The organism is Jatrophihabitans sp., from assembly GCF_036389215.1.
GTDB lineage: Bacteria > Actinomycetota > Actinomycetes > Mycobacteriales > Jatrophihabitantaceae > Jatrophihabitans_A.
Genome location: NZ_DASVQG010000140.1, coordinates 1 through 3804, shown reverse-complemented (window position 1 = coordinate 3804; position 3804 = coordinate 1). Strand labels below are relative to the sequence as shown.

Here is a 3804-nt window from a genome sequence, read left to right as displayed (position 1 = left end):
CCCATCTCGTGCACGTCGATGCCTTCTTCCTCGACACCACTCCGGTCACCAACGGCGACTACCTGCGTTTCCTGGATGCCGGCGGCTATGACGAGCGGCGCTGGTGGAGCGCGCCGGGCTGGGAATATCGCCAGCGGGCCGGGCTCGCCGCGCCGCTGTTCTGGAGCAGGGACAGCGACGGTTCGTGGTGGCGGCGCAGCTTCGGGAGCCTGATCCCGGTGGCAGCGGACGAGCCGGTGCTGCACGTCTGCCTGTACGAGGCTCAGGCCTATGCCGCGTGGGCCGGTCGCCGGTTGCCGACCGAAGCGGAGTGGGAGAAGGCGGCCCGCTGGGACCCGGTGTCGCAGCGGTCCCGCCGCTACCCCTGGGGCGATGAGGATCCGACGCCGGAGCGGGCCAACCTCGGCCAGCGGCATCTGCGCCCGGCACCGGCCGGCAGCTATCCAGCGGGTGCCTCACCCTACGGCGTGCACCAACTGATCGGTGACGTCTGGGAATGGACATCCTCCACCTTCGCTCCCTACACCGGTTTCGAGGTGTTCCCCTACGCCGAATACTCCAAGGTCTTCTTCGGCGAGGACTACTACGTCCTGCGTGGGGGCTCGTTCGGCACCGACCGGGCAGCGTGCCGGGGCACCTTCCGTAACTGGGACTATCCGATCCGGCGCCAGATCTTCGCCGGCTTCCGGACGGCCCGTGGCGCAGATCTGAGTTGACACCGCGCCTATGTGTCGTCATGTCGGTTATCTAGGGCCGCCGGTGAACCTGGCGGAGCTGGTGCTGGACCCGCCGCACTCGCTCGTCGTACAGAGCTATGCCCCGAACGAGATGCGCGGCGGCGGCACCGTCAACGTCGACGGCTTCGGGGTGGGCTGGTTCGCCGTCGAACCCGAACCGAGGCTCGGGACCGAGCCGGCTGTCGACTCGGCTGCCGGCTCGCCGACGAACCCGCCAGGCGGGCACCCGGTCGGGGCGGCCCGGCGGTACCGGCGGCCGGTGCCGATCTGGCAGGATGCGCAGTTCGCCGAGCTGGCGCGTGGCGTGGTGGCCGTGGGGGTGCTGGCCGCGGTCCGCAACGCCACCGCCGGAATGCCGGTCGCCGAGGCGGCGTGTGCCCCGTTCACCGACGGGCAATGGCTGTTCAGCCTCAACGGCCGGATCGCCGGCTGGCCCGACACCGCGATCGGGTTCGTCGAGGAGATTCCCCGCCGGGACTTGCTGAGCATCCAGGTGATGACTGACGCCACCCTGCTGTGGGCACTGCTACGCCAGCGGCTGGTGGCCAGCAGCGACCCGGCCTCGGCACTCGGTGACCTGGTCACCGAGGTGCTGGCCGCCGCGCCGGGTTCCAGGCTCACGACCCTGCTCACCGACGGCCGGCGGCTCTACAGCACCACGGTGACGCACTCCCTGTGGTCGCGTCACTCGGCAGCTGGTGTGGTGCTTGCCAGCGAGCCGTTCGACGACGATCCAGCCTGGCAGCCGATCCCGGACGGCCAGCTCGTGATCGCTGATCCGAGCGGGGTGCGCTACCGCCCGCTTCGGCAAGAACTTCCTGACGACACAGAGAGCGAGAGTCATGTCCATCAGGGTTGATGACAGCTTCCTCGATTCCGCCGGCGCCACTGACGAGCTGGCTGCCGATGCCCGTGCCGGGCTGACCAGCACTGCGAAGTCATTGCCGCCACGGTGGTTCTACGACGCTCGCGGCAGCGAGTTGTTCGAGCAGATCACCGACCTGCCGGAGTACTACCCGACCCGTACCGAGACGCAGATCCTTCAGGCCCACGCCGGTGACATCGCCGCGGCGGCGCCGGTAGAGACCGTGATCGAGCTGGGTTCGGGATCATCGACCAAGACCCAACTGCTACTGGACGCCTGGCAGCGGACCGGCACATTGCGCCGGGTGATCACGCTCGACGTCTCGGCCAGCGCCCTGGCCGAGGCGGCGGTCGCGCTGTCGGCGCGGTACCCGACGGTTGAGGTGCAGCCCGTCCGTGCCGACTTCACCCGGCATCTGGACGGGCTCGCGAAGTCCGGGCGGACCGCCGTCGTGTTCCTGGGATCCACCATCGGCAACCTCGATCCAGCCGAGCGGGCGGCCTTCTTCGGCGCCGTTCGGTCCGCGCTCGACCCGGGAGATGTGCTGCTGCTCGGAACCGATCTGGTGAAGCCGGCCGAGATCCTGGTGCCCGCCTATGACGACGCCGCCGGCATCACGGCCGCCTTCAACCTCAACGTGTTGCAGGTGCTGAACCGGGAGCTCGGCGGCGACCTGCCGATCGAGGCGTTCGATCACCGCGCGGTATGGAATCCGGCGGACGAGCGGATCGAGATGAGATTGCGGGCTGGTCGCGAGATCCGAGCACGGTTGGACAGGATCGGCTTGGACGTGCATTTCGACGCAGGGGAGGAGTTGCTCACTGAGATCTCCTCGAAGTTCCGTCGGGACGGGATCACCGCTGAACTGGCCATGGCAGGGCTCAACCTGACCCACTGGTGGACCGACCCGGCAGGCTACTTCGCTCTCAGCCTGTCCCAGTAGCTCGGTAGCGGGCGGCATGGCACGGCGGGCCGATCGTTGCCCGCCTCAACCGGCGCCCACCCAGTCGCCGATTAGCCATGCCGCCCGGCCCCTCCCCCGAGGCTGGTGCCTACCCCATCACTGACTACCCCACTATGGGGTCGTCATCAGTCGTCTGACAACTAGTCATACAACAGACATTGCTAAGATGCCTGGCACAGCGGGCGTTGTCAAGTCCTTGTGCCAGACGCTGGGTGTTCTCGCCATCCGGCCCCGCCGGAGGCCGACCGGCAGCTATCCGCGGCCGGGCGCCGTGGCCACCTCAGGCAACCGACCACAACGGGGCCTGGCGGGCCAGCGAGCGGCGCAGCATCCTGCGTTCGGCGCTGGTCATCCGGCTGAGGCGGACTGCCAGGGTTTCACTGTCGACCTCGAGCCACTGCGCGAGCGCGGCCGGATCGTCGGCGCCGCCCAGCGCCCGGATCGCCTCGACAAGGCTGGCCAGTGGAATCAGACGAAGGCTTGCCTCGGCATGCACCAAGCTCTCTTCGCGCTGAAGCCACGGACCACAATCGAGGATGCCCCGCTCCAGATGGACGAGCTCGTGGGTGAGGGTGCACCTTCGCTGTGCCGCGGAGGTGTCGGCACGCAGCGCGATCACCTGGCCGTCGTCGCGTACTTCACCCAGCAGGTCGCCGGTCATGCGCTCGATGACCACCTTGACGTGCGGCCAGTTCAGCCGAAGGTCGGCCCATGGATCGTAGGGCGCAGCGATGCCTGGGGTGCTGCCCAGAGGGTGCCGGGTGCTGGAGCGCGAGGTCATGGGGGGAGTATCGAGTAGGCCTCTGACGATCCTGCGTGGCGGTGGCCTCAGCGTTGAGGTGGTTCCACGGAGCCGCGCCGTGCTGCTTTCGGGGCTGCCTTCTTGGCTCGCTTGGTGTCCAGTTCGGTGACCTGCTTGCTGGTCGTGGTGGGCTGCAGCATCGCTCGGATCACCTCGTCCACGGCGCGCCGTTGCCGGCGGTTCAGCCGGCTGGACTCGGCCGGTGGCTGGTAGGGGGTCGTCACCTCGTTGGGCAGGGCGGCCGCCGTCCGCAGCTTGGTCATCGACACCTTGAGGACCTTCGACAGCGCCTGCAGGGTGGACTCGTCAGGGGTGCCGTGGTTGCCCCGCAGGTATCTCGCCGCGGTGTCATGATTGAGGCTGAAACCCAGCTCCCGGGCGTTGCGAGCGATGGTGCGAGCGCTCAGGTTCGTGGTGTTCGAGGCCTGCAATAGTT

5 protein-coding genes are annotated in these 3804 nt (G+C 68.4%); 3 read left to right on the top strand and 2 right to left on the bottom strand.

Annotated features, from left to right (window positions below; all coding sequences use genetic code 11):
* The 3 genes from VF542_RS06790 to egtD form a co-directional block, all read left to right on the top strand.
* On the top strand, positions 1–716 hold a 716-nt coding region (locus tag VF542_RS06790), incomplete at its 5' end, for an SUMF1/EgtB/PvdO family nonheme iron enzyme (protein WP_408650941.1).
* Between the two features lie 10 nt (positions 717–726).
* On the top strand, positions 727–1596 hold the full coding sequence (locus tag VF542_RS06785) for an ergothioneine biosynthesis protein EgtC (RefSeq protein WP_408650940.1): 870 nt from the start codon (positions 727–729) through the stop codon (positions 1594–1596).
* A complete protein-coding gene (egtD, locus tag VF542_RS06780) occupies positions 1580–2545 on the top strand; it encodes an L-histidine N(alpha)-methyltransferase (RefSeq protein ID WP_408650939.1) in 966 nt (321 codons plus the stop codon). The genes VF542_RS06785 and egtD overlap by 17 nt, the downstream gene beginning before the upstream one ends.
* 301 nt (positions 2546–2846) lie before the next feature.
* Here the strand turns inward: egtD and VF542_RS06775 are convergent, their stop codons facing one another.
* Positions 2847–3347, bottom strand: coding sequence for an ImmA/IrrE family metallo-endopeptidase (locus VF542_RS06775; protein ID WP_408650938.1), 501 nt, complete (start codon positions 3345–3347; stop codon positions 2847–2849).
* A gap of 47 nt (positions 3348–3394) precedes the next feature.
* Positions 3395–3804, bottom strand: a 410-nt coding sequence (locus VF542_RS06770) for a hypothetical protein (protein ID WP_408650937.1), incomplete at its 5' end; no start/stop codon positions are given.